Below are 22,650 nucleotides of genomic sequence, written 5' to 3'. Positions count from 1 at the left end.
GCCTGCCCGAAACCGCCCCGCAGACCCCCGAGCCGGGGTCAAGGGGGCTCGGCAGAGAACCCGGCAGCCGTTCGGGAACCACCGCGAGCGTCCGAAGGCCGGGTCATCCCGGGAATGGCTCATTGATCAGCGCATCCCTAACTCCTCGTACTGGCCGGCGACGTGTGCGACCACCTCGCGCACTCGCCAGCCCACGCTGTTCGTCGCCTTCTCCCAGTCGGCGTCCTGGAGTGTCGCGATCAGGTCGCGGAACGCCCGGACCTCCGCCTCAGCGACCTCGGCCGCGTGGCTGCGGTGAAGTGGTTCGACTGTTGCGGTCGTTCGATGCTCGGTCTGCATGATGGTCCCTCGTCGGCGCGAAGTGCTGCCGGAACATGGTCAGAATGTGCGGCATGAGCCGCGTGAACGTGCCGCTGTCGTATGTTTCGTCGGGGCCGTTCGCGAGCTGTTGGGACATGACTCCTGTGACCAGGATCGACAGCGTCGCAGCCCCGTCCTCGCCGGCGGCGTCGGCACGAAGCTGACCGCGCGCGACCGCATCGCGCAGGATCGCCCGTACCTCTTCGACCAGCGCCTCGGCCGGCGCGAACGCCTCGGCCGAGGGTCGGAACCCGGGCACCGGCCGCCAGAACAGCAACTGGGTCAACGGCTGATGCGCGAGCGCCCAGCGACTCCCCGAATCGAGCGCGGCCGCAAGTGCCGGCAACCCCGGATCGGCGGTTGCCGCGCCTGCCCGGAAGTGATCGAGATACGCCTGCTGTCCGTCCCGGAACAGCCGGTCGTAAAGCGCCAACCGCGACGGGAAGTACTTGTACAGCGAGGGTGGCCGGATCCCCAGGCGACGCGCCACCTCCGACAGCGACAGGCCGGCGACGCCGCTCTCGGTCATCACCTCGACGGCGATCGCGAGGATCTCGTCGATCGTCTCGCGACGTCTGGCGGCCCGACGCCGTCCGTTCACGGGTCACATCCCGCCACGCGAAGCTCATTCATGTAGCTAAAGCTACAACCTATAGCCATTTTGTCAATCATGAAGCCCTCAACGCAGCCGCGTCGGGTCGCGTCGCGTGCGACAGTTTTCGGCAATAGCCCGGGCACAGAAGGCGGCGGGTACACGGTCACGAGCCGGAGTCTTCGCGCGGCGGGGAGGCGACGCGAGCGAGCTGAGCGTGCCCGGCTCATGCACCTGCCGGAAGCGGCGGCGGATGAGCCGGGCGCGCTCAAGTCTTCTGGTCCCGGTCTCGTCAGGGACGGTGCCCATCCCAGAAGGCTCGCCGGCGATGGACGCATGCCGGTACGCGAGGAGCGCCTGACCGGCGTACGCGCACGTCATGCCGGCACTGCGGCGCGACCGCGCGACACGGGCGACGACGACCTGGCCGTCTACTCGATGTCGGTGGCGGCGGGACTGACCGGGCTGCCTCCCCAGACGCTGCGCGCGTACGACCGCGCCGACCTCGTCAGGCCGCGCCGCAGCGACGGCGGCAACAGGCTCTACAGCCCGCGCGACGTCGAGCGCCTGCGACGCGTGCACGAGCTGCCTGAGCTGGGGATCAACCGCGAGGGCGTCCGCCGGATCCTCGCGCTCGAGGCCGAGGTCGAGGGACTCGCCGGACAGCTGCGGCACGTGCTGAGGCAGACGTACGCGGCACAGGCAGAGCTCGTCAGGGCGAGCCTCACGCCGGGTCCGGTGGAGGTCAGGCCGCGCACCGCCGTCGAGCGGTGGCGCCCGTCGGCGACACCCGGCGACTGAGTTCGCGCCGGTGCTTCCCGTCCACCGCCGGTCACCGTCCTGACCGCCGGCGGCGCGCGGCGAAGTGGGTCACGACGCGTGCGGGTGAACACGGAGCGCTACGGCGGATACGGGAACGACGGTTTCGTCGACCGGAACCGCCAGTCCGGTTGCCGCGGATCGTTGGACACCCGAGCATGGACCCATGCTCGAACGTACGGGGCCCGCGGGCGTCGTGCCGCGCGGGCGTGCCAGGGGGGCCACGACTGCGAGACGCCTGTCGCCAGGTGCGAGAAGGAGATGGAGAAGTGGTATCCCCGACGATGAGCCGCTACTCCCCACGAGCCGATATCTCGGACAGTCTCATCCCTGCCGAACGCGGCTTCGCGCTTCGGCCATGGCACCGCAGCGACGCCAGGTTCGTCCTGGACGCCTTCGCCTCGGACGACATGGCGCAGCAGGGCACCTGGCCGATGCGCACGACGGAAGAGGCCGAGACCTGGATCGCCGGCTGGACCCATCAACAGGTGCAGGGCAGGGGATACGCCCTCGCCGTCCAGAGTCCGCTCGGTGAGGTGCTCGGTAACGTCGCGGTCGGGTCGGTCAACCGCGAACACGGCACGGGCTGGGTGTCGTACTGGACGACGGGTGAGGCGCGTGGCCGCGGCGTCGCGACCATCGGTGTGCGGGCGCTCGCCCTCTGGGCGTTCGCCGCGCTCGACCTGTTCCGGCTCGAGCTCGGGCACGGGGTGAACAACCCGGCGTCGTGCGTCGTGGCCAAGCGCGCCGGGTTCGTCGTCGAGGGTCTCGAACGCTCCAAGGTCCGCTACGAGGGCGTCCGCCACGACGTCGAGCTGCACGCCCGCCTCACCACCGACCCGCTGCCCGAGCTCTAACCCACCACCGCGCGCGCCGGGCGAACCACCCGGTGCCCGTCGTGCATCGCAGCCGGCATGACGACGAGATGGCAGCACGACGTCCCTCCACCCGTTCGTCCGGTGCGGGGGCGCCGTCGGCCGGGTCTGTGGATCTCCCTCGCCTCCGCGCTCGCGCTCGTCGTGGTGCTCGCGACTGTGCTCGTGGTCCTCGCGCGACCCTGGGAGGGGCTGCTGCGCGGCGGCATCGGCATCGACCCGAACCGCCCGCGCTACGACATCAGCGCACGGGTCGAGCCGGCGAACGGCCGGGTACGGGGAACGGTGACCGTACGCGTCCCCGCCGGGGTGGGGGGCGACACGCTCAGGTTCCGCGTCGTGCCGAACGCCGAGGGATACGACTCGAGGTTCCGGCTCGGTCAGGTGACCGTCGACGGCGACAGGGTCGAGCCGACGTTGACGAACACGCTGCTCACCGTGCCGCGGTCGGGCCGCGGGACGGTCGTGGTGTCGATCGGCTTCGCGTACTCCGTCGTCGAGGGCAAGACGTCGCCGCTCGCCGCGCTCGGCCTGATGCCGAGCGACGGGCCGATGGTCGCCGGGCTGCTCGCCAGGTACGACACCGGCATGTCGATGGGGCACTGGTACCCGTTCCTCGTCGCCGACGGCGCCGCGGCCGACCCGACGCTGCCGGACACCGGTGACGTCGGCAACGCACCGGTGTCCGACGTCCGCGCGCGGATCACCGTCCTGCAGGGGTACGCGGTGATCAGCGGCGGCGAGGCGAACGGCACGAAGGACGAGGGTGGGAACACCGTCGTCGACGAGCGTGCCACCGGGATACGCGAGCTCTCCCTCGTCGTCAGTGACGAGCTGAAGCCGGTCACCCGCGAGGCGTCCGGCGTCACGGTGCGGGTCTGGGCGCCCGCCGACTCCGCGAGCGAGGCGGACGAGGTCGCCACCGTCACCGCACGCGCGCTCGGCGTCTTCGACGAGAGGTTCGGCGCGTACGCCTGGCCAGCACTCGACGTCGTGCAGGCGCCGATGCCACCGGGCGTCGGCGGCATGGAGTGGCAGGGCATGTTCTGGGTGGGGTCGGAGATCTTCCACGCCTCGATGCCGGGCCTGCCGAAGGAGCTGGGCGGCGTGCTCGGACAGCTCGGCGGCATGCGTGACGTCCGGGAGTTCACCGTCGTCCACGAGCTCGCGCACCAGTGGTGGCAGGGGATGATCGGTGTCGACCAGACCACCGACGAGGTCGTCGACGAGCCGCTGGCCCAGTACTCCAGCTGCGTGTACTTCGCCGAGACCCGGCCGAGCGACTGGAAGGAGGTCTGCGACAAGAACACCAGCCTCAACTACCGCGCCATGCGCACCATGGGCGGCGAGGACGCGGCCGCCGACCGGCCGACCAGCCGGTTCACCGACGACAAGCAGTACGCGGGCGTCGTCTACGGCAAGGCGCCGAACTACTACCGCGCGCTGGAGGAGCTGATGGGCCGCGACGCGGTGCTCGCCGGCCTCCGCACGCTCGTCGAGGAACGGTCGATGGACGTCGTCCAGCCCGCCGACGTCGTCGCTGCCCTGCAGAGCAAGGCGCCCGCCGGCAAGAAGGCCGAGGTCGAGCGCCTCTGGCGGCACTGGATGCACGAGACGCACGGTGACGACGACGTCGGCACCGAGATCATGCCGTGAGAGGGCCCGAGGTCAGGTGCCGGCCTGGGCGTTGCTGCGGAGCATGGGGAGCAGGCCCTTCGGCAGGACCGGTGGCGCACCCGCGGAGTCGAGGGCACCGAGGGTCTGCCACCCGCCGAGGGCCACGACCTGGTCGCCCTCGGTGAGCTCGACGGTGTCGTGCTCGTACACCTGACGATCGGCGAACGCCCCGGCGAAGACGAAGCAGATCTCGTGCTGCCGGTAGCCGCCGTGGTCGTAGATGTTCTCCAGGACGCCGAGCGCCCTGATGCCGATCAGCTCGGTGTTCATGTCGCGCTCGACCACGCGCCTGGCGGTGTCGATGGCCCGCTCGCCGAACGCGATCGCGCCCCCGATCGGCCGGTAGTAGATCTCACCCGACCCGGGGTCCTCGCCCTCGAACAGGAACACCCGGTCGGCGTACGCCGCGACGGCGAGCGCGACCGCTCTGATGGTCTCCTTCTGCCGCCGAGCCATGAGTGCAGAGCGTAGTCACTCCCTCTCCGTCTCCGCAGGAGGCTCCCCGAACTCGGCGGCGGTCGCCGGACATCCGGGGAACCGCATGGCACTCGGGTGCATCTGACCCGCCGTCAGCCGCGACGCGTACCCGGAGGCGGACGGTCACGCGTGCCACGTGCGGCACGTAAGACAGCTCAGCAGGAGGAGGTTGTTGTGGTCACGTTCGACATGGGCAACACGACGTTGACGACGCTGGCGCAGAAGACGTCGGGGTCGAACCAGGATCTCGGTGGTCTGGTGAAGCAGCTGGTGGTCGCCGCCGCGCCGCTGGAGGGGAAGATGAACGGTGCCGGTCGGCAGATGTTCGAGCGCTTCAAGTCGCAGTCGGACCAGATCGCCGCGGATCTGAACCGTTCGCTCGGTTCGGTGAACCAGGGCCAGGTCGCGATGGACCGTTCGTTCCGCGAGGGCGACGACACGATGGCGACGAACGCGACCCAGTCCATGGGTGCGGCGAACTTCGACGCCGCGCGGTTCCGGGCCTAGGGCGGACACGGTCATGTGGGAGAGGTGGAAGTGATGCCGACGGACAGGCGGAGTTACGACCTGGGCGCCTCGAGCGAGGTGCAGGCGAACGTGAACAGGATCGCCGGCCGGCTGGAGACGTTGATCGGGCAGCGGGCGTCCGATGCGGGGATCGCCCTGGGCGACTTCGAGGCGGGCGACGTGTCGGCGGACTACTCCGACAAGGAACGCAAGTGGGGTGACGCGGCGACCCAGACGATGGAGATCGTCCGGTTGGTGCGCAAGGTGATGGGGGACAACGACCAGACCGCGACGGACACCATGTCGCGGGCGAGGTCGGCGGTCGCCAGCATCGCCTGACCCATCCGAGCGAGAGAGCAGTACCGGAGGCCGGTCCCGCACCGCGGGACCGGCCTCCTGTTTCGTCCGAACCGGTTCGAGCTCCGCGGCATCGCACGGGGCATGAACGAGATCGTGCCGTGGCGGAGCCCGGCGAGCGGCGGGGTGGCGCGTGGGGTACTTCCCCTCGCCGGCGTCGCTGCGGTCTCGTTCGTCTGCATGCTGGGCCACGGCGGTGTCCTCACCGCCGCGGCCGCCGCCCTCGTGATCCTCGCCACCGGATCGGGCGCGGCACTGCTCTTCTCGTGCCTGGCGACCGTGTTACGGCGCCGCCGGCGGATCGGACCAGGTATCGGTGTCCGCCCGGAGCCGAGGTCTCCTAGGATCGGTGCCGGCACGCGACCAGGGGAGGGAGGAGCATGCCTCGCGACTACGACACGCAGCTCATCGAGTCCGTCGCCGTACGCCGGCGGCGGGTCCGTGAGGCGCTCCTCTTCGGCACCAGGCGCACCCGCAGGACGTTCGACGAGAACGTCACCAAGCTCTTCGCCGGCATCGCCGTGGCGGCCGTCCTCTGTGCGGGTTGTGTCGGCTGGTCGTTCCTGCAGGAGCAGCTGCGCAAGCAGCGTGCGGAGCAGCAGCGGATCAACAACCCGCCCACCGTCACCGCGACGGCGACCGCCACGCCCGGGTCGATCGTGTCACCGACGGGCTACGGAACGTACGAGACCGTGCGGCCGAGCAAGACGAAGAAGCCGAAGCGCACGGGGACCGCCGACCGCACCGGCAAGGCGACCCGCAGCGCGAGCCCGGGAGACGGCTGAGCTGCACTCTCCGGAGTTGCGTCGACACAGGATCGCCGTGCCTTGGCCTGAACACATCGGATACGTACCGTGAACGGCTGCGTGAGCACCCCACGGCGGGGATGCGGATCGCTAACTTACCAATCGGCACACGGTGGCTCGACGTATGCAGAGGCGGGGAGGTTGTTGTGGTCACGTTCGACATGGGCAACACGACGTTGACGACGCTGGCGCAGAAGACGTCGGGGTCGAGTGAGGACCTCGGTGGTCTGGTGAAGCAGCTGGTGGTGGCTGCCGCGCCGCTCGAGGGGAAGATGAACGGTGCCGGTCGGCAGATGTTCGAGCGCTTCAAGTCGCAGTCGGACCAGATCGCCGCGGACCTGAACCGTTCGCTGGGCTCGGTGAACCAGGGCCAGGTCATGATGGACCGGTCGTTCCGCGAGGGCGACGACACCATGGCGACCAACGCGACCCAGTCCATGGGTACGGCGAACTTCGACGGCGCGCGGTTCCGCGGTTAGGGCTGGGTGAGTGACGTGGTGGCAACTGACAGACGCAGCTATGACACCGGTGCGTCCGGTGAGGTCCAGGCGAACGTGAACAGGATCGCCGGCCGGCTCGAGACGCTGATCAACCAGCGGGCGTCCGACGCGGGGATCGCGCTCGGCGACTTCGAGGCGGGCGACGTGTCGGCGGACTACTCCGGCAAGGAGCGCAAGTGGGGTGACGCGGCGTCGCAGACGATGGAGATCGTGCGGCTGCTGCGCAAGACGATGGAGGACAACGACCAGACCGCGGGAAACACCATGTCGCGCGCCAGGTCGGCCGTCGCCAACATCGCCTGACCGTCCTCACCGCTGGGGGAGCAACGACACATGGGTACCTGGGACATCGACCCGCCGGGCGTGAAGGGCGTCGTCGACCGCACCATCACCGCGGCCGAAGGGTTCGAGACGCACCTCACGACGTACGGCAACAACCTGTCGTCCGCGGCGAAGAACGGCGGCAGCGGCATCGTCGCGACGGCGCTGCAGGACTTCGCCAATCACCACGAGGCCGGGATCAAGGCCATGGTGAGCCAGACGACCAAGTCGCTGACGGGCGCGGTCAACGCGACCAAGGCCTACGTCGACGGCGACCTCGAGATGGCCGCCAACGCCCAGCGCAACGCGTCCGCCAAGTGACGACCGGGGAACTGACCAGATGATCGAGCCGGGCAAGATCCCGCAGTTCAGCGGCAACCTCGAACTGGTGGAGACAGCGTCGGGCAAGCTGACGTCGGCGGGACCCAAGGTCACGTCGACGGGTGCGAGCGTGCACAACACGTTCCAGGGCCTGTCGCACCACTACATCGCCCCCGAGTCGGCCGACCTCTTCGCGTCCACGGCGCCGGTCAAGAGCAAGGCCAGCCACATCGGCGGTCAGATCACCTCGGTCGGCGGCGCCCTGTCGACGTACGTCACCGAGATGCGGCCGATCGCCGCCAAGCTCGCGTCGCTGAAGACCGACGCGCAGACCTTCGTCGACGACGTCGGTGACGACGACGACTGGCGCAAGGACGGCGACAAGGTCAACCAGCACAACGACATGCTCAACGACGTCGGCGACCAGGTCGTCGCGATGATGGCCGTCGAGCGCAAGTGTGCCAACGCCATCGAGGCGCTGATCGGCGGGCGTCAGTGGAAGGCCGGCGACAACCCCGACGACCCGAACGTCTACGGCCCGTCCGACATCCCCGACAACGCCGAGGTCCCCTGGGGCAAGCCCGAGGAGAAGGACGAGCCGTGGTGGAAGGACACCCTCAACGCGGCCGGCAGCTACCTCAAGGGCGTGTGGGTGGACGGCGCGTGGGGCATGATCAAGGGCCTCGGGACCCTCATCCCGGTCATGCCGCTCCTCGGCAGCCTCGGCGTGCCGGGCATGCCGAGCTGGTCCGACGCCGGCAACGCCTGGAAGGGCCTCGGCCTCACCGTCGCGGGACTCGCCTTGTGGTCGAGCCCGATCAGCGGGGCGCTCTACACCGCCGCGGCCAACAGCGGCCACGTCCCCGGGTGGTACCGCGACTTCGTCAACGCGTCCAACGAGGCGGTCGTCAACTTCGGCAAGAGCACCATCGCCTGGGACATGTGGGGCAAGGACCCTGCGCGGGCGGCGGGCGCGACGGTGTTCAACATCGCCACGTTCTTCATCCCCGGTCCGAAGGGCACCGGCGGACTGCTCAAGGGCGGTGGTCTCGCCGACGACGCGGCGCGGGCGGCGTCGTTCTCCGACGACGCGGCGCGTGCCGGCGGCCTGGTCGACGACCTCGCCCACGCGGGGAGCCTCGCCGACGACCTCGGTCGCGCCGGCCACCTGCCCAGCGTCAGCAGTCTCGCCGACGACATCGGCCGCACCCTCGACGACGTCAACTTCAACGGCCTCGACGACCTCGGCACCAGCGTCGACGACCTGGGCCGCGTCGGCGACGACGCGCTCCCGCCCGGCCGCAACCCGGGTGACGAGGTCCCGGTCGGTCCCGCCGACGATCTGCCGCCCGGGGCGAACCCGGGTGATGACCTGCCGCCTGGGGCGAACCCGGGTGATGACCTGCCGCCTGGGGCGAACCCGGGTGATGACCTGCCGCCTGGGGCGAACCCGGGTGATGACCTGCCGCCCGGGGCGAATCCCGGAGATGACCTGCCGCCTGGGGCGAACCCGGGTGACGACGTGCCGCCGGTGAAGAACGACCCGGACCTGCCGAAGACCGACCCGAAGGTCATCGACGAGGTCGCGCGGGTCCGCGACGAGGCCATGCCGGAGCTGCAGCGCGCCGCGGACCGAGCATGGGACGACGCGCTGACCGAGGTGGCCAACCGGCATCCCGACTACGTCAACCCCGACGGCACGCTGACGGCACAAGGAAAGCGGGTGGCCGGCACGTACGCCCACACGCACCTGGAGGACTTCATCCGCAGCGGCAAGCTCGATCTGCCCGAGGGTTACCGCGCCACTCCCGAGGTGTCGTTCGACAAGGGCGGACGGCTCGAGGGCGGCGGCTTCCCGAAGGGGTCGATCAGGCCCGACATCATCCTCGAGCGCCAGGTGCGCAACGACGCTGGCAAGTTGGTCTGGGAGCCGGTGCACGTCATCGACCTCAAGACCGGCAAGGCCGGCATCTCGTCGGGCTGGGCCGACAAGGTCGACAAGTGGATCAAGCCGACGATGCCCGCAGAAGAGCTGCGTCCCGGTGCCGGACTGCCCGACGACGCTGCCCGTTCTGCACCGCACTCCGCGCCCGGCCAGGGCGCGGTGAACGGGTGGGACGACGCCGGTCGCAGCGCCGTGCCGCCGCACGGCACCGACCCGGTGCCGAGCGTCGACGACGCCGGCCGGCCGCTGGCCGACGGCTCGCACCCGGTCACGCCTCCGCACGGCGGTGGCGACCCGGTGCCGAGCGGCGACCCGGTGCCCGGCGGCGACCCTACGCCGCCGCCGGTCGACCCGCTGAACCCGACGCCGCTCGACGGCGACTGGCGGTACGGACCCGAGCGCCTGCCCGACGACGGTCCCGTGGGCCCGCTCGTGGAGGGCTACGACCGGTTCGGCGGTCTCACCAAGGACGAGTTCGTCGCGAAGTACTGGGACGAATCCGAGGGCTACTGGAAGTTCCCCGACCACGACGGCTTCGCGGTGAAGACCGCGGCCGACGGGTCGACGCACGTCGCGCGCGGCACGCACGAGGTGCGGACCGGCGAGATCATCGACCGCTTCGGCGGACCCGATGGCGGCTACCTGAGCCCGGAGGGCGCGGCGTACGGCGACCGGGCGATCCCGCCGAACAACCTCGCACCCAACCCGCGCGCCCCGAACCCCACGCCGTGGAACTACCACCAGTACGAGGTGGTGAGGCCGTTCAAGGTCGACGCGGGTGAGGTCGCGCCGTGGTTCGAGCAGACCGGTGGCGGCGTCCAGTACATGCTCGACGGGAAGCACTTCGGCGGCGCCACCGACGTCAACGTCACGTGGCTGCTCGACAACGGCTACCTCAGGGAGGTCCCGGCGCGGTGAGCCCGACGGGACCGGGTGCCCGCCGTTCGCCCTCGGCCGAGTGTCGTGGCCTGCGCTGCCTGCTAGCGTCGCGAGTGGTGGCTGCCATCGTGCGATCACGGAGGACGTGTGGCTGACAGGAAGAAGAGCCCGAGCGCGGAATGGCAGCGGCTCGCGGCCGAGCTGCGCACTGATCTGCCCGGTGACTGGTCACTGCGCGGCAAGGGCAGGATGACCAAGCTCGTGCGGGAGCCCGTCGACTGGCGGCTGTGCTGGGTCGGGTTCGGCAAGTCGGCGTACTCCAGCGCCGGATGGCTCTACGCCGCTGTGCAGCCGCTGTGCACCTACTTCGGCGGGCCGCCGATGTCGTTGAACTACGGAATCCGCATGGACGACGTCGAGGGTGGTCCGTCGTCGGTCGACCTGACCGAACCGGGAGCCGGCGACGTCGTGCGTGACTTCCTTGCGGGGCCCGCGCCGGCCACCTTCGACGAGTGGCCGCTCGAGCTGTTCGGCACCGCGTCGGAGCGCAACCTCGCCAGGCCACGCGACGAGCGGGGTACCCCGCGGTTCTGGTTGCTCGCGCCGGGGTGCCGCGTGGTGCTCGACACCGGGTCGCCGGTGGAACCGGCGCGGGAGGCGGCCGCGTACCACCTCGAATGGGAGGACGGCACCGCCGAGGAGGCCGCGTACTACGCAGGTCTCGCCGACGCCTTCGAGGCCGGTGGCCGCGACAAGGCGCTCGCCTACCTCGAGGATCGCAAGGAAGCGATGCTGGTGGCCGCCGACCTGGCGACCAGGCGAGAGTGAGGCGACCGTGGACCGGTTCGAGCTGCGCGACGCCCTGCGGGAGGCGGGCGTCCAGGACGGCTTCTACACCCTCGACGGGGTGCACGAGGCCGACCGTCCGCACGCGGACGGCACGGTGTTCCTCGAACAGGACCCGGAGAGCGGCGAGTGGGCAACCGGCTTCTGGGAACGCGCGAAGCGGCACGTCACCCGCCGCTTCGCCACCGAGGCCGAGGGCTGCGCCTCCTTCCACGAGCAGCTGACGCGGCCCCCGCAGCCGGTCACGCAGATCTCCGATGCCGAGCGTGCGGAAGGCGTCCGCCGGTCGCGGGAGTCCGAGCGCGAGGTGCGCGCGATGCTCGCGAGGAAGCACCGCGAGCACGGCGACTGACCCGGCACCAGTAGTCTCTGCGGGTCGCGACGCGAGGACGGCGAGGAGACACGGGTGGACAAGACCGAGCTCGGTGCCCAGATCCGTGCGGCCGGCGTACCGGCCGATCTCGTCGACGTGCCCGGTGTCGTCGAGGTGCCCCGCTGGCTCGAGTCGGTGTACTCGCTCGTCGAGCAGGGCGGCACCTGGCTGGTCGCCGCGATCGAGCGTGGCCGACCGGTCGGCACGACGACGCACGGCACCGAGGACGAGGCCTGTCGCTCCCTGCTCGCCGAGGTGACCTTCCCCGCGCCCGCGCCCGAGCGGTTCACCGCCGACGGCGAGGCCGCGGCGCAGCGTTTCGTCGACGGCGTCGTCAACGACCTCAGGGCGACGATCGCCGGCGCGAACCAGTCGGGCTCGCCGACGACCCCGTACCTGCTGCCCGAGCACATGGTGGTCGACAGGTTCGGCAACGAGGCCGGCACGCTGCTCTTCCCCGCCGGCACACCGTTCCCGCAACGTTCCCAGCCGCCCACCGCGCTCAACAGCCCGGACGAGCAACGGTTCCCCGGCAACCTGCACAGGTACCGCGTCGCCCGCGCGTTCCGGGTCGTCACCGGCGAGGTCGGGCCGTTCTTCGAGCAGCCCGGCGGCGGCGTGCAGCTGAAGTTCGACCCCGACCTGCTGACCGAGACCCCGGCGTACCCGACGATCGGCTGGCTCGTCAGGAACGGCTACCTCACCCGCGTCGCCTAGTCTCCTGCGGCTGCTAGCCCTTGGGCAGGCGGCGGACGAGGTCCTCGAGCTCGCGGGGCACGTCCACGTGCCCGTCAGGCCGGACCGACACCTCGACGAGCACGTCGTCGGCCCACCAGTACGCGCGGTGCGAGCAGGCGTCCGCCGCGCTGTCGTGCATCTCGTGCACGATGTCGGCGAAGTCGGGCAGGAAGTCCAGGACGGCGTCCGAGGTGACCGGGTGGACGATCAGCATGCTCGCCCTCGGCACCCCGATCAGCGCGCCGTACGGGCACGCCGACGGCAGGAACCTGCGGATGTCGAGCAGCGCCGTCGAGACGTACGGGCTGCCGGGCAGGGTGACGACCGTCGCCCGTTCGCGCAGGGTCAGCTGCTGCACGCGTACCGCGAGCGACGGCAGCTCCCGGTCGAGGGTGTTGCGCAGCGCGCGCTCGCCGACGTCGTGCAGGTTCAGCAGGCCCGATCGGAGCTTGGTCAGCGGCCTGGCCTGCCCGCCGTCGTCGAGCACCGCCGACACGGCGAAGTAGCGGCCGAACGGCACCGAGACCTGCGCGAGGGCGTCGTCGGCGGTCTCGAACCGGTCGGGTGTGCCGAGCACGACGCGCAGCCGGTCGTGGGGGTCGCCGTCGAGGCGGCGTTCGACGAGCGCGATACGCGCCTCCTCGCCGACGAGCCGAAGCCAATCCTCGACGGCGCGGGGCCACTGGTGCTGGGGCAGGTCGCCACACCTGGCCACGAGCTCCCCGGTCGAGATCCGCGCCCGCGCCCCGTCGAGGTTCAGGACGACCACGGCCGGATCGCTGCGCAGCTCGGCGTCGGGGACGAGGACAGGGAGCAGGTCGGCGGTGAGCGCGTGCACGTCGTCGCGGACCGATGCGTCTGACACCACCTGTCAAGTGTGTCACCTGGATACCCGCGGTGGGCGGGTGTGTACCGGCGGTACGAGCCGGACGGCACCACGAACGGAACCGCCTTCGGTACGGTCTGAGGGTCACTGCCGAGGCGATCGGCACGACTGGAGGGCGGGAACCCGTGACGGTACGGCTCGTGCACCGGCCTGCGCGTACGACGCGTGGGCTCGTCGACGACGAGCCGCGCCCGGTCGAGGCGCCGCCCACGCTTCCCGACGGCAAGACCGGCTCGCCGATGCACAGCCTGCTCCCCGTCGCCGGCGTGATGTCGTCGGTCGTGATGATGACCGTCCTCCGCAGCGGCGCGTTCGCGGCGATCGGCGCCCTGATCCTGGTCGTCACGATCATCGGCAGCATCGCCCTGCTGATGACGCAGCGGGGCAAGGCGGCCCGCACCCGCAGGGAACAGCGCGAGCGGTATCTCGACTACCTGGAGGAGGCGCGGGAGAGGTTCCGCACCGACGAGGCGGCCGCGCGGGAACGGGCGAGCCTGCTGTCGCCGCCGGCCACGGCTCTGTGGGACCTCGTCCGCGACCCGGCCAGGCTGTGGGAGCGGCGCCGGTTCGACGTCGACTTCCTCTCCGTCCGTGTGGGTCTCGGTGAGGTCGCGCTGCCGCCCATCGAGGTCGCCGACCAGGGCTCCGCGCTCAAGCCGACCGACCCGTTCATGCGGGCCGAGGCGCAGGCACTCGCGGGCCGGTTCGCGCGCGCACCGCAGATGCCGCTCGACGCCGCGCTCGACCGGGTCGGCAACGTCAGCATCGTCGGCGACCGTGCCGGCGTGGTGCGGGTCGCCCGTGCACTGATCGTGCAGGCCGCCGTCCTGCACGCTCCCGACGATCTCGCGGTGGGGGCGGCGTTCCCGGAGAAGCAGTCCGCCACCTGGCAGTGGCTGAGCTGGCTGCCGCACGTGCTCGACCAGGACCGCACCGGCGGAGCGGTCCCCGCTCGGCGTCTCGCCGCCGACCCGCGGTCCTTGGCCGCCCTCCTGACCGACGACCTGCGCGAGCGCAGCAACCGCGCGACCGAGCTGCGGCGCGGCCTGGTGCAGGACGAGAGCGCACTGCGGCTCGTCCGGCGCCTGCTGCTGCTGCACGACACGTACGGACAGGTCGCGCGCGACCTCGCCAGCCCGGACGAGGCCTCGTCGGTCTCCGACCTCGGGGTCACGGTGCTCCACCTGGTGGCCGACCGGTTGCAGGAGCCAGGACACGTGTCGGTACGCATCACCGTCGACGGCGACCGGGTGATGGTCGAGGACCTGCGCGGCGACCGGCCGCACGTCACGCCCGGCATCGTCGACCGCGTCGAGCTCGGCACGGCCGAGGGCATCGCGCGCATGCTCGCGCCGATGCGGCTGTCACCCGACTCGCTCGACGAGGACGCGCACAGCAGGGACGTCGACCCGTTGACGCTGCTCGGCCTGTCCGACCTGCAGGAGATCGACTTCAAGGCCCTGTGGGCGCCGCGTACCGAACGGTCGTTCCTCCGCGTCCCGATCGCGGTCGACGGCACCGGTCAGGTGGTGCTCCTCGACCTCAAGGAGTCCGCACAGCTCGGCATGGGGCCGCACGGGCTGTGCGTCGGCGCCACCGGTTCCGGCAAGAGCGAGCTGCTGCGCACCCTCGTGCTGTCGTTGACGGCCACGCACCCTCCCGAGGACCTCTCGATGGTCCTCGTCGACTACAAGGGCGGCGCCACGTTCGCGCCGTTCGAGGGCGTGCCGCACGTGGCCGGGCTCATCACCAACCTCGAGGACGACGCCGCGCTGATCGAGCGTGCGTACGAGAGCCTGTCCGGTGAGGTGCAGCGCCGCCAGCAGGTGCTGAAGTCCGCCGGCAACGTCGCGAACATCGGCGACTACCGGTTCCTGCGCAGGGAACGGCCAGAGCTGCCGCCGCTGCCGCACCTGTTCGTCATCATCGACGAGTTCGGCGAGCTGCTGACGGCACGCCCCGACTTCATCGACCTGTTCCTCTCGATCGGCCGCATCGGCCGCAGCATCGGCGTGCACCTGCTGCTGTCCAGCCAGCGCATCGAGTCCGGCAAGCTGCGCGGGCTCGAGACCTACCTGTCGTACCGGCTGGGCCTGCGCACGTTCTCCGAGGAGGAGAGCCGCACCGTCCTCGACAGCAAGGACGCGTTCCACCTGCCGCCGCTGCCCGGGTTCGGCTACCTGAAGGTCGACACGAGCGTCTACCTCCGCTTCAAGTCGGCGTACGTCTCCGGCCCCTACCGCGGCCCGCTGGCGGTCGGGGACGACACCGACGACCGGCCGCACGTGCTGCCGTACTCCCTGCACGACACGTCGCTCGCCGCCGACCCGGCCACCGGCGGCGAGGACGAGGACGTGATGCCGGAGCGCACCACGGGACCCACGACGGTCGGTGTGTTCGTCGACCAGCTCAAGGGCGTAGGGGAGCCGGTGCAGCAGATCTGGCTGCCGCCGATGCCCGACCGGATGACCCTCGACCATGTGGCCGGCCCGATCGTGACGACGTCGTCGGGCATGCAGCTCTCCCGGCAGAAGGTCCCCATGTCCGTGCCGCTCGGCATGCTCGACGACCCGACCAAGCAACGCCAGTCGCTGTGGCGTCTCGACCTGACCCGCGGCGGCGGGCACTGCGCGATCATCGGCGCGCCGCAGAGCGGCAAGACCACGCTCGTCAGGTCGCTCGTGACGTCGCTGGCGCTCACCCACACGCCCCACGAGGTCGCGCTGTACGGACTCGACTTCGTCGGCGGTGGCCTGCAGTCGCTGAAGGAGTTCCCGCACGTCGGCGGCATCGCGTCGCGCACCGACAGGGAACGGCTGCGCCGCACCGTCGAGGAGGTGCGCGGCATGCTCGGACACCGCGAGACGGTGTTCAGGGAACGCGGCATCGACTCGGTCGAGCGGCTGCGCGAGCTGCACGCGGCCGGTGAGGTCCCCGAGCTCCCGACGGCCGACGTCGTGCTCCTCATCGACGGCTTCGGTGCGCTGCGCACCGACTTCGAGGAGATCGACGAGATCGTCACCGACATCCTGCAGCGGGGCGGCGGGTACGGCGTCCACGTCGTCGCCGCCATGCTGCGCTGGAACGACGTCCGCATGGCCAACCAGACCCTGTTCGGCAGCCGGCTCGAGCTGCGCCTCGGCGACTCCGGCGACTCGATGATCGACCGGAAGCTCGCCGAGACACTCAGCGCGGACCATCCCGGCCGGGTGCTGACCGAGCAGAAGCTGTTCGGTCAGGTCGTCCTGCCGAGGATCGACGGCGTCCCGTCCGACACCGACCTCGGCAAGGTGGTCGAGAGCGTCGGCCGCGCCGTCTCCGCGGCCTGGTCGGGCCCCGGCGTGCCGAGGGTGCGCGTGCTGCCGACACACCTGCCGGTCTCGTCGCTCCCGACGGTCGCGCAGGAGCCCACCCGCGTCCCCGTCGGTCTCGACGAGTCCGCGATGGCGCCGGTGCTGCTCGACCTGTTCGAGCACGACGGGCACCTGCTCGTGCTCGGCGACGGCGAGTGCGGCAAGACCAACCTGCTCCGCGTGATCGCGGCCGGGCTGCAGGAGCGCTACACGCCGAAGGAGCTCGTGTTCGCGATCTTCGACCCGCGCCGCGGGCTGCGTGACGTCTTCGACGACGAGTTCGTCGGCGGGTACGCCACGTCGTTCACCACCGCCACCGGACTCGCCAACGGCGTGGCCCAGGAGATCTCGGGGCGCATGCCGGACGACGGCGAGCCGACCGGGAACGAGACCCTCGGCCCCAACGTCGTCGTCCTCGTGGACGACTACGACCTGCTGACCGCCACCGGGCAGTCACCGCTCTCGCCGTTCCTCCCGTACATCCCGTCGGGTCGTGACATCAAACTGCACTTCGTGCTGACCCGCCGCGTGAGCGGTGCCGCGCGGGGGCTCTACGAACCGGTCGTCCAGAGCGTCAGAGAGTCCGGCGCGGCCGGCCTGGTGATGACGGGTGACCGCATGGAGGGCCAGCTGTTCCCCGGTGTCAGCGCGGCGGAGTTCCCGCCGGGGCGGGGCAGATGGGTGCGTCGCGGTGGCCCGGTGCGGTTGGTGCAGACTGCGGTGGCCGCGCCCACCCGTGGAGCCGCGGACACCCGGGAGGGAGACGCGTGACGTACGACCTGGTCGTGCTGACGAGGAAGAGCTTCAACGTGCAGGACATCGTCGCCGGCATGGTGGCGGCGGGCGGGGAGCTGCTGGTCAGGCAGGTCGCCGACGGCGCGGTCATCCAGCTGTGCGACGAGGCCGAGCAGCCGCTCGTCGCGATAGAGGTGCCGATGCTCGTCCAGGTACCCGGCGAGGTCGAGCGCGTCCTCGGTGCGATCGGCGACGCCCCCGTCGAGGTGCCCGTCTGGTGGATGGAGATGCGCGCCGCCGACACCGACCGCGGCGCGGACCTGGCGCATGCGTTCGCCGACGAGGTCGCCGGGCGGGTCGGCGGGCAGACCTGGGTGGGACAGCCGCGGCCGGGTGAGGCGGAGCGCGCATGAGCACCTCTCGGGCGCCGGGTCCCGACCCGCACCCGATCACCCAGCCCGCGCTGGAGTACGTCGGCGAGCGTGCCGGACTGCTGGTGCAGAACCGGCCGGTCGTGTCCCTCAGCGCGTGGTTGAGCGACGCGCTGCGGTCGGTGACGACGTCGCACCGAGCGCTGTACATCATCACCCCGTCGACGAGCAGGATCACCCCGCCGATCAGGTTCCTCCTGCCGATCGGGGGATCGCGCTGGGTCGTCCGCGAGCCGGACGGTGACGAGTGCTACGACGGCCTGTCCGGTGCGAGGCTGCACTGGAACGGCGAGCAGTACCAGCCGGTCGTCGGCGAGAAGGAGCAGGCAGTCAGGTCGCCGACGTTCCTCACCGAGCAGCCCGGCCTGGGCCGGCAGCTGATCGTCAACCTGCGGGTGAGGCACGCCGCCACCACCTCGACCGTGCTCGGCGGGGCGTGCGCGATGCTCGCCGAGGCGCTGTCCGGCGCCCGGCCCGCCGGCTGGGGCACCGCGGAGCCGGTCAGCCAGTCGTGGCGCGAGTCCGACATCACCGCGTTCGCGCGGCGGCGTGCGCCGAAGCCCACCTGGTTCGTCATCGGTGGGGGCGGTGGCTCCGACGGGGCACGACCGTTGCTCGGCAGCATCGAGGTGCACCGGGTGCCGTCGGGCCTCGACGAGCACATCGCGCTCTACGTCGGCTACGGCCCTGACGAGCCGTTGCCGACCGACGACCTCCCCGCCATCGTCGACGACCTCGCCAGCGCGTTCACGGTCGTCACGCTCGTCGCGCAGTTCGTCTCCGGCCGGCGCGACCTCACGTACACGCCGCACTGGTCGGGGTTCCCGCGCCCGCTCGGTCTCCTCGCCGGCAACGAGGCCGTCTCGGCGGTCGGCCTCGGCCAGGCACTCGCCCCGCCGCGCGACGTGACCGGCATCGGCGTCGGTGACGCGCTCGCCCCCGGCGTCTACTATCCGCTGCGCGGGGACGCCGACGACGAGGGCTGGTTCCGGTTCAAGCGGGTGCTGAAACACCTCGGCGTGGACGACGACAGCGTCGGTTCCTGACCGACTCCGTACCCGAAGGACTCCGTACTGAAGGGAAGGTCGCAGTGGCGGGCGTGTACAGCAGGGTGACCGTCGTCGGCGCGAAACGGCGCATCGACGTCGTCCTGCCCGCCGACGAGGCGGTCGGTGCCATGACAGGCGACCTGATCCGCATGCTCGACGAGCCCTCGTCCTCGCCCCCGCTGCACCGCTACCTGGTCAGCCCGGCAGGCGACGTGCTCGGCGGCGACGCGACGCTGGCCGCGGCGAAGATCGAGGACGGCGCGGTGCTCAGGCTCGTCGGTGAGGAGGGGCTGCCGCCCGCGCCGGTCGTCTACGACGTCGCCGAGGAGACGGCGAGCGACCGCGACGCGCGCCGCTGGGCGTTCACGACGACGCACCGGCAGGTCATCGGTGGAGCGGCGTTCGCCGCCATGACGCTCGCGATGTCGATGCTCGTGCAGGCCGCCGACTTCTGGCCGAACGCACCGGCCGTCCTCGCCGGCGTCCTCGTCGTCGCCGCCGTCGTCCTCGGCCGGATCGGGAAGCGGGCCCTGTCGGCCGGCGTCCTCGTCGCCGGCGTCGTCGTCGGCCTGCACTTCCTGGTCACCGCCGACGCCACCGCGTCCTGGGAACAGTGGCAGCGGTGGGCGGTAGTCGTGGTCGCCCTGCTCGTCACCCCGTTGCTGTTCGCGCTCGCCGGACGCTCGCCGCGCGGCGCGATCATCGGGAGCGCGGTCGGGGCCGCGCTCCTCGCCCTCTGGGTGGGCGGCATCCTGCTCGAGTTCCCGACGGACCAGATCGCGTCCGTCCTCGCCGTCGTCAGCGTGGCCGTCCTCGGCTTCCTGCCCAGGGCGGCGCTCATGGTCTCCGGCATCGCCTCCCTCGACGACCGGCGCGCCGGCGGGAGCGAGGTGGCACGACGCGACGTCGAGGCGGCACTGTCGGCCGCGCACGAGGGGCTGGTCCTGGCGGCCCTGGCCGCCGCGGTCTCGGCGGCGACCGCCGGCGTGGTGCTCTCGGCCGAGCTCACCAGGTGGACCGTCCCGATCGGCTGCCTGCTCGCGTTCCTCTTCCTCTCCCGCTCCCGGGTGTTCCCACTCGTGCCGGAGGTCGTGGTCCTCGTCGGCGCCGGCCTCGTGGTCGCGGTCGCGTTCGTGCGCGGCTGGTCGACCGACAGCGGGCTGGTGGCGGGCCCCCTGGGCGTACTCGCCGGGCTCGCGGCGCTGGCCCTCCTCGCCATCGCCGTCTCCCTGACCGAGCACGCGGAGGCGCGGCTGCGTATCGTGCTGGACAGGATCGAGATGCTCGCGGTCGTCGCGATGATCCCGCTGGTCGTCGGGGTCTTCGGTACGTACAGTCGGCTGCTGGCGATGTTCTAGAGGAGACACGAGGTCGATAGGCGGGGATGGGAGTAGGGGACAGGCGTGGGGGATCCTGAACGGGACGACGAGCGGCAGCAGCCACCCCAGGTGACGTGGCCGCCTCGCCCGGCACAGGGCCAGGAACCCGCGGACAGCTCGTCGCGTCGTGCTGGGATGCCGCCACTCCAGCAGGCTCCACCCGCCGGCACCCCGCCGCACCAGGCCGCCCGGCCGCCGCAGCCTCCCGCGTCCCGCCCGGCCGGCAACGGCCCCGCGGCACCCGGACCGCCAGGCGCGGGCACGCCGCCCGGCCAGCCGCCTCGGCCTGGGCGGGCCGCGGCTCCGGCGCAGCTGCCTCCGCCCGGGCAGCAGAGTCCGCCCGGGCAGCAGGGCCCCTCGCGACAGGTGCCGGGCAGGTACCAGCCGCCGTGGGCCACGGCCCCGCCGCCGCCCAAGCAGCCCAACCCCAACCCGGAACCCGACCCGGAGCCGGTGCCGTTCGACAAGCTGTCGCACCGCGTCCCGCACGGTGATCCGTGGCTGCGACGGGTCCGCCGGGAGGTCGTGCAGGGCGTCGGTGCGCGGACTCCCGAGCAGACCGGGCGCACGAGCGGGTGGGCGCACCAGCTGCAGCGTCCCGTCACCACCGGCCGACGCATCGCGATCGCGAGCGTGCGCGGAGGGGCGGGCAAGTCGACGGTGTCGGCCCTCGTGGGTGCGGCGCTCTCCCGGCACCGCGGTGACCGGGTGATCGTGGTCGACGGCGATCCCGACCTCGGCTCCGTGTCGGTGCGGCTGGGCGTCGAGCAGGGTGCCTCGCTGCAGGCGCTGTTCGCCAGTGGCGGGCAGCCCCGGACGTTCGAGGAGCTCAGCCCCTACCTGCGGCAGAGCAAGAGCGGGCTGTGGGTGCTGTCCGGCCGCCGCGAGATCGGCGCTCCGCCGCCCGTCGACGTGAAGTCGTTCGGTCTCGCGCAGCCGGTGCTCAGCCGGTTCTTCGCCGTGTCCCTCGTCGACTGCGGTGCGGGCCTCTACGGCGAGCTCACCCGGTCGGTCCTGACCCGCGTGCACTCGCTCGTGCTCGTCACGCCCGCGACGGCCGACGGCGTGCGCAGCGCCAGGCAGGCACTCGACCAGCTCGCGCAGACGTTCTACCGTCCGCTGCTCGAGCGCTGCGTGCTCGCGGTCGTCTCGCACTCCGCGCAGAACGCGACCGACCTCAAGGCGTCGATGCGCTCGTTGTCGGCGTACGGCGTGCACGTGATCCACATGCCCTACGACCGGCACCTCGCCGCGGGTGCCGCGATCGACCTCGGCCGGATCAGCAAGGGCGTGCAGGAGTTCGCGTTGCACGCGGGCGCGGAGGCGCTGCTCCGTTCGACCTGGTCCTGAGAGGTGTGCGATAGCGATGACCGATGACCGGCACACGGCCGCCGTCCGCGCGCTGGTGTCCGACCTGCTGCCCGTTCTCGCGCCGGGGGCCGACATCGACGACGAGGGTGTCGTCTCGATGCCCGCGGGTGACGACGTGCGCGCCCGGGTGTCGACCGAGCCGCTCGTACGGGAGTGCGCGGGGCGTCCGCACCAGGAGTGGCCCCAGCTCGTCGACCGGTGGATCGGCGACGTGCGTGCCCGCGCGGCCGGCATGGCCGGCGGTGACGGTGCCGACGGGAGTGCCGGCGACCTGCCGCGCGACGCCCTGCGGATGCGCATCATGCCGCGCCTCGACGAGGCCATGGGCGCGGCCGCGGTGACCATGCCGTTCGGCCGGTACTTCGACGCCGTGCTGACCCTCGACCTGCCGGACCGGGTCGAGTTGGTGTCGAGGGCGCGGATCGGCGACGCGAACCCCGGTGACCTGCTGACCGCCGCGCTCGGCAACACCGTCGCTCAGGAGCTCGTCCACTGCGAGGCCAGGGACCACGAGGTGACGCCGACGCACAGCGTCCGCCTCGTCGCGAAGGACGGCAGCCCGTACGTCAGCACCGCCGTCACGTCGGTCGAGCGGTTCCTGGCCGGGCCCGCGCCGTACGGCGTGCTGCTCGCGGTGCCGGCGTACAGCGCGATGCTGCTCCACCCGGTGGCGTCCGAGGCGGTGTTCGACTTCGCCGCGTCGTTCTTCTCGCTCGCCGACTCGATGCACGCCGACGCCGCCGACCCGTGCAGCCCGCTGGTGTTCTGGTGGCACGAGCGGGAGTTCCACCTGATCTCGCTGACCGCGCCGGCGGAGCGCGCCGAGCGTCCCCGCCTCGACCTCCCCCCGGAGCTCCGCCCGGTGGTCGAGTCGCTCCCACCCGGCTGAGCCGCCCTGCGCGACCAGGGCAGCCCTGCTGATCACGTTAACCTCGGTCTTTCACACCTGGTGGGGCGACACGGGGTGTGGTGATGCGAAAGTGCCTTGTCTGCAAGGGAAACTGGGACTTGTCGACGGTCCTGTTGCTCTTGGAGAAAGGCACTTCGCGGGTG

At 71.5% G+C, this 22,650-nt stretch carries 22 protein-coding genes and 1 pseudogene; 19 read left to right on the top strand and 4 right to left on the bottom strand.

Annotation, left to right across the window (positions count from 1 at the left end; genetic code table 11):
* Positions 1-126: 126 nt before the first annotated feature.
* The gene (locus GEV10_25365) at positions 127-339 is read right to left on the bottom strand and encodes a hypothetical protein (protein ID MQA81762.1); all 213 of its coding nucleotides are present in this window, start codon (positions 337-339) and stop codon (positions 127-129) included.
* Positions 269-961, bottom strand: coding sequence for a TetR family transcriptional regulator (locus tag GEV10_25360; GenBank protein ID MQA81761.1), 693 nt, complete (start codon positions 959-961; stop codon positions 269-271). The genes GEV10_25365 and GEV10_25360 overlap by 71 nt, the downstream gene beginning before the upstream one ends.
* A 327-nt stretch (positions 962-1,288) precedes the next feature.
* Here GEV10_25360 and GEV10_25355 point away from each other — a divergent pair, with 327 nt between their 5' ends.
* The 3 genes from GEV10_25355 (at position 1,289) to GEV10_25345 (ending at position 4,302) form a co-directional block, all read left to right on the top strand.
* Positions 1,289-1,753 (top strand): MerR family transcriptional regulator, encoded by a 465-nt coding sequence (locus GEV10_25355; protein MQA81760.1) that lies wholly within the window; start codon positions 1,289-1,291, stop codon positions 1,751-1,753.
* Positions 1,754-2,055: 302 nt separating this feature from the next.
* Entirely contained in the window at positions 2,056-2,628 is a 573-nt protein-coding gene (locus tag GEV10_25350; protein MQA81759.1) for a GNAT family N-acetyltransferase, read from the top strand.
* 57 nt (positions 2,629-2,685) lie between these two features.
* Positions 2,686-4,302 carry a hypothetical protein gene (locus GEV10_25345; protein ID MQA81758.1) on the top strand — a complete coding sequence of 539 codons (1,617 nt, stop codon included), beginning with the start codon at positions 2,686-2,688 and terminating at the stop codon, positions 4,300-4,302.
* 12 nt (positions 4,303-4,314) lie between these two features.
* On the opposite strand, the gene GEV10_25340 is transcribed toward GEV10_25345, so the two are convergent.
* On the bottom strand, positions 4,315-4,779 hold the full coding sequence (locus GEV10_25340) for a hypothetical protein (protein ID MQA81757.1): 465 nt from the start codon (positions 4,777-4,779) through the stop codon (positions 4,315-4,317).
* A gap of 195 nt (positions 4,780-4,974) precedes the next feature.
* Between GEV10_25340 and GEV10_25335 the strand changes: the two genes are divergently transcribed.
* The 10 genes and pseudogenes from GEV10_25335 to GEV10_25290 all read left to right on the top strand — a co-directional run bounded on the left by GEV10_25335 (position 4,975) and on the right by GEV10_25290 (position 12,372).
* A complete protein-coding gene (locus GEV10_25335; GenBank protein ID MQA81756.1) occupies positions 4,975-5,307 on the top strand; it encodes a hypothetical protein in 333 nt (110 codons plus the stop codon).
* A 33-nt stretch (positions 5,308-5,340) separates the two neighbouring features.
* Positions 5,341-5,646 carry a hypothetical protein gene (locus GEV10_25330; protein MQA81755.1) on the top strand — a complete coding sequence of 102 codons (306 nt, stop codon included), beginning with the start codon at positions 5,341-5,343 and terminating at the stop codon, positions 5,644-5,646.
* A gap of 398 nt (positions 5,647-6,044) precedes the next feature.
* Positions 6,045-6,263 (top strand): annotated as a pseudogene (locus tag GEV10_25325) (hypothetical protein).
* Positions 6,264-6,616: 353 nt separating this feature from the next.
* Positions 6,617-6,949, top strand: a complete 333-nt coding sequence (locus tag GEV10_25320) for a hypothetical protein (GenBank protein ID MQA81754.1) — start codon at positions 6,617-6,619, stop codon at positions 6,947-6,949.
* Between the two features lie 15 nt (positions 6,950-6,964).
* Positions 6,965-7,273: a hypothetical protein gene (locus tag GEV10_25315; protein ID MQA81753.1), complete on the top strand. Its 309-nt coding sequence runs from the start codon at positions 6,965-6,967 to the stop codon at positions 7,271-7,273.
* Positions 7,274-7,303: 30 nt separating this feature from the next.
* Positions 7,304-7,612: a hypothetical protein gene (locus tag GEV10_25310; protein MQA81752.1), complete on the top strand. Its 309-nt coding sequence runs from the start codon at positions 7,304-7,306 to the stop codon at positions 7,610-7,612.
* Positions 7,613-7,631: 19 nt separating this feature from the next.
* The gene (locus GEV10_25305) at positions 7,632-10,475 is read left to right on the top strand and encodes a DUF4237 domain-containing protein (protein MQA81751.1); all 2,844 of its coding nucleotides are present in this window, start codon (positions 7,632-7,634) and stop codon (positions 10,473-10,475) included.
* A 108-nt stretch (positions 10,476-10,583) separates the two neighbouring features.
* On the top strand, positions 10,584-11,264 hold the full coding sequence (locus GEV10_25300; GenBank protein MQA81750.1) for a hypothetical protein: 681 nt from the start codon (positions 10,584-10,586) through the stop codon (positions 11,262-11,264).
* A 7-nt stretch (positions 11,265-11,271) separates the two neighbouring features.
* Positions 11,272-11,634, top strand: a complete 363-nt coding sequence (locus GEV10_25295; protein ID MQA81749.1) for a hypothetical protein — start codon at positions 11,272-11,274, stop codon at positions 11,632-11,634.
* Between the two features lie 54 nt (positions 11,635-11,688).
* Positions 11,689-12,372, top strand: coding sequence for a DUF4237 domain-containing protein (locus GEV10_25290; protein MQA81748.1), 684 nt, complete (start codon positions 11,689-11,691; stop codon positions 12,370-12,372).
* Between the two features lie 13 nt (positions 12,373-12,385).
* On the opposite strand, the gene GEV10_25285 is transcribed toward GEV10_25290, so the two are convergent.
* Positions 12,386-13,261 (bottom strand): hypothetical protein, encoded by an 876-nt coding sequence (locus GEV10_25285; protein MQA81747.1) that lies wholly within the window; start codon positions 13,259-13,261, stop codon positions 12,386-12,388.
* 143 nt (positions 13,262-13,404) lie between these two features.
* Between GEV10_25285 and eccCa the strand changes: the two genes are divergently transcribed.
* The 6 genes from eccCa to GEV10_25255 all read left to right on the top strand — a co-directional run bounded on the left by eccCa (position 13,405) and on the right by GEV10_25255 (position 22,486).
* The gene (gene eccCa, locus GEV10_25280; GenBank protein ID MQA81746.1) at positions 13,405-17,403 is read left to right on the top strand and encodes a type VII secretion protein EccCa; all 3,999 of its coding nucleotides are present in this window, start codon (positions 13,405-13,407) and stop codon (positions 17,401-17,403) included.
* Complete coding sequence (locus tag GEV10_25275) at positions 17,400-17,780, top strand: hypothetical protein (protein MQA81745.1); 381 nt, start codon at positions 17,400-17,402, stop codon at positions 17,778-17,780. Before eccCa ends, GEV10_25275 begins: the two co-directional genes overlap by 4 nt.
* Positions 17,777-18,844, top strand: a complete 1,068-nt coding sequence (locus tag GEV10_25270) for a hypothetical protein (protein MQA81744.1) — start codon at positions 17,777-17,779, stop codon at positions 18,842-18,844. Before GEV10_25275 ends, GEV10_25270 begins: the two co-directional genes overlap by 4 nt.
* A 44-nt stretch (positions 18,845-18,888) precedes the next feature.
* On the top strand, positions 18,889-20,205 hold the full coding sequence (locus GEV10_25265) for a hypothetical protein (protein MQA81743.1): 1,317 nt from the start codon (positions 18,889-18,891) through the stop codon (positions 20,203-20,205).
* A gap of 156 nt (positions 20,206-20,361) precedes the next feature.
* Positions 20,362-21,576, top strand: a complete 1,215-nt coding sequence (locus tag GEV10_25260; protein MQA81742.1) for an AAA family ATPase — start codon at positions 20,362-20,364, stop codon at positions 21,574-21,576.
* 16 nt (positions 21,577-21,592) lie between these two features.
* Positions 21,593-22,486 (top strand): hypothetical protein, encoded by an 894-nt coding sequence (locus tag GEV10_25255; protein MQA81741.1) that lies wholly within the window; start codon positions 21,593-21,595, stop codon positions 22,484-22,486.
* Positions 22,487-22,650: the final 164 nt, after the last annotated feature.

It is taken from the genome of Streptosporangiales bacterium (assembly GCA_009379955.1).
Taxonomy (GTDB): Bacteria; Actinomycetota; Actinomycetes; order Streptosporangiales; family WHST01; genus WHST01.
This window is presented reverse-complemented; position numbering and strand designations above follow the sequence as displayed.